Consider the following 3,232-nt stretch of genomic DNA (forward strand, 5'->3'; position numbering starts at 1 on the left):
GAGCAGGCCGCACCCGAGGAGGGCCTGGAGGCGGAGGCCACGGCCGGTGGGCCAGACCACCTCGTCGTGCTGCGCCTCGGCCGGAGGGCCGCACCGCCGTCGGACCGCGCATCCCGCCCCTCAGGCCCAGCTCAGACGCTCACGCCCGAGCCCGTCATCGCGGAGCCCCCTGAAACGGTGGTCACGAGCGCCCCTCTGACAGAGATGCAGGTGGCCTATCTCGTCGGCCGTGCGGACCCGTGGTTGGGCCGCCCGGTCGCGCCGCGCTATCGGACCGAGGTCGAGGTGGGCGGTCTCGACGTCCCGGCGCTCGAGCGGGCGTTGGACACGATCGTCGATGCCCACCCCATGCTGTCGGCGCGAGTCGACGACAACGGCCGGCAGGTCCTCGACACCGCGGCCCGGCCGCGACTGCAGATCGAGGACCTGAGCGTGGCGACGGACGCCGAGGTGCGCGCCGAGCGTGAACGCCGCCGAGCAGAGGAGATGTCCCGGATCCACGACCCCCAGAGCGGGCGGCCCTGGCTCGAGCTCCGTGCGGTGCGGTTACCGGCGCTCGCCGCGGAGGTCTCCCGATGGATGGTCGTGCTGATTCTCGACATGCTGTTCTGCGACGTCCGTGGAGCGGAGATCATCGCCCGTGACCTGACCGCGGCGTACCGGGGCGACCCCGTCGACCGACCCCAGGGTGCATTCCTCAGCTGGGCTGAGGCCCGAGCCGGGGCGGCGCAGGGGGACTCGGCGCTGCCGGATTCGCCGCAGGCGGGGGCACCGAGGCCGCGCTTCCTCCTGCCGGTCCGCCCGCCCGAGAGCTCGCGGTTCACCCGTCGACGCCGCCAGCTCGACCCGCGCACCACCACGGAGTTGATTCGGCGATGTGCAGTCCACCGGACCACCCTCGACGCGGTCCTCGTCACCGTGTTCGCCGAGCTCCTGGCCACCGATGACGGGCACCGACCCCCGGTCGTGGTGACCGTCCTCGACCGCCCCGCCGAGCATCGGGACGTCGTGGGGGAGTACACCTCGACCGTCGTGCTGGATCCCCCGGAGGGCCGGTCCACGAGCGAGCGTGCCCGCGCCGCGGCGACCCGTCTACTCGAGGGCGTCCGTGATCTCGGACGCGACGGATCCGGCCACGGTAACACCCGGATCCGCGAGCATCTCCGTTCGGGCAGCGGCACCGGCGTGCTCCCCGTGGTCTACTCCTCCGGTCTGACCGGGTGGACGGGCGGACCGGCCGCGTGCGATGCGCTGGCGCAGCTGGGTGAGCCGGTCCACTCGATCAGCTCGACGCCGCAGGTCCTGATCGATCTCCAGAGCTTCCGCGACAGCGACGGTTCGCTGCTGCTCGTCCTCGACGCGGTGGAGGACGCATTCCTCGATGGCGTGCTCGACGCGGTCGCCGATGTTCTGGCCGCGACGGTGACGACGCTGGCCGACGGAGACGACCGCTGGCACGAGCCCGGCTTTCCCTCCACTGCGACGCCAGGAGTACCGCGACGCGATGTCGCCGAACTGGGTCGTCGCCGATCGACGACGATCCGGGGACGTCTCGCGGTCGAGGGGGACGACGGCGACCTGCTGACCGTCGTGCGCGCCACGGTCGCCGAGGTGCTCGGGAGGGCCCCGTCACACGACGAGCTCGACCGGGGCTTCTTCGAACTCGGGATGACGTCGATGGATCTCGTCCGCTTCCGCCGGGTACTCGCCGACCGAGGGCACCGGGTGGAGCTCGCGGAACTCTTCGCCCACCCTGACATCAGATCGCTCGCCGCGGGGATGCAGGCCGCACCAGCCCTGAGCCCCGAACCGATCCGGGAACCCAGCCCGAGCGTGAACCCGGCCCAGAACCCGAACGTGACCCCACACGCCGACCCGGACCGATCCCGGCCCGCCATCCGCCCCGATGCGCACGACCCGCTCGCGCTGGCCCGTGAGCGCGGGCGTCAGCGCCGCCGCATCCGGCAGGAGACCAATTCATGACCCGTCCCGTCGATCCGCGACTGGCGCACCACGAGTCGGACATCGCCGTGATCGGCATGTCCTGTCGCCTGCCCGGCGCGCCCGACGTCGAGGCGCTGTGGAGGCTGCTGCTCGACCGCAGGGAGGGGGTCGTGCGAACCGATCGCGAGGCCGCGCGTCGCGCCGGCGCACCCTCGGAGCTCGTCGACCACCCGGGCTTCGTGCCCACCGGGTCGGACCTCGGCCCGATCGACGGCATCGATCTCGCCGCGTTCGGACTCAGCCGGCACGAGGCCAGGTACCTCGACCCGCAACACCGGGTCTTCGCGGAGGAGGTGTGGCACGCGCTCGACGACGCCGGCCACGGGCACGGCTCAGGCGTGGACCGGGTGGGTTTGTTCGCCGGATGTTCTCCCTCCGCGTATCTCCACCACGCGTTCCGGCAGTCCTTCGACCCGTCCGGCGGGACCGATCCGGCCCATGCCATGCAGATCGCGCTGGGGACCATGCCGGACTACCTCGCGACCGGTATCGCCTACCGGATGAACCTCACCGGGCCCGCGCAGACCGTGCTCACCGCCTGCTCGACCTCCCTGGTCGCGGTCCACCTCGCGGTGGAATCGTTGCGCAGCGGCGAATCGGACATGGCGGTCGCCGGTGGGGTCACCGTGCGGGTGCCGGCCTCTCACGGGTACGTCTACGTCCCCGACGGGCCGTTCTCCGTCGACGGGCACACGCGGAGCTTCGGCGACGGTGCCTCCGGAGCGGTGTTCACTCAGGGCGCGGGCGCGGTCGTCCTGCGCCGTTACGGTGACGCCGTGCGGTCGGGGGACCGGATCCGAGCGGTGATCAGGGGCAGTGCCGTCAACAACGACGGAGCCGCCAAGGCCGGGTTCGTGGTGCCGGGCGTCGACGGACACGCCTCGGTCATCGCCGAGGCACTGGGCGGCGCGGGCCTGGGGCCACGCGACATCGGATACGTCGAGGGGCACGGTACCGGCACCCGGATGGGCGATCCCGTGGAGGTCGCGGCGCTGCTCAGGGTGTTCGGGCGGGCGGAGCGACCGTGGTGTCTGCTCGGCTCGATCAAGTCCAACATCGGGCACACCGAGGCGGCCGCCGGGGTCGCCGGCCTCATCAAGGCGGTGCTCGCGGTCGAGCGGGGAGTGATCCCGGCCTCGCTGCACTGCGCGGATCCCAACCCCGACCTCGGGCTCGCCGGCTCCGCCCTCCGCTGCGCCGACGCCCCGTCAGACTGGGACCCGGATCG

2 protein-coding genes are annotated in these 3,232 nt (G+C 72.4%); both read left to right on the forward strand.

The window, feature by feature from the left end; all coding sequences use genetic code 11:
• The coding region (locus G6019_RS13915; RefSeq protein ID WP_241726062.1) for a phosphopantetheine-binding protein at nt 1–1,983 on the forward strand (1,983 nt) is incomplete at its 5' end.
• Nucleotides 1,980–3,232, forward strand: a 1,253-nt coding sequence (locus G6019_RS13920) for a polyketide synthase (RefSeq protein ID WP_182627827.1), incomplete at its 3' end; no start/stop codon positions are given. The genes G6019_RS13915 and G6019_RS13920, both read left to right, overlap by 4 nt.

The organism is Dietzia sp. DQ12-76, from assembly GCF_014145045.1.
Taxonomy (GTDB): Bacteria; Actinomycetota; Actinomycetes; order Mycobacteriales; family Mycobacteriaceae; genus Dietzia.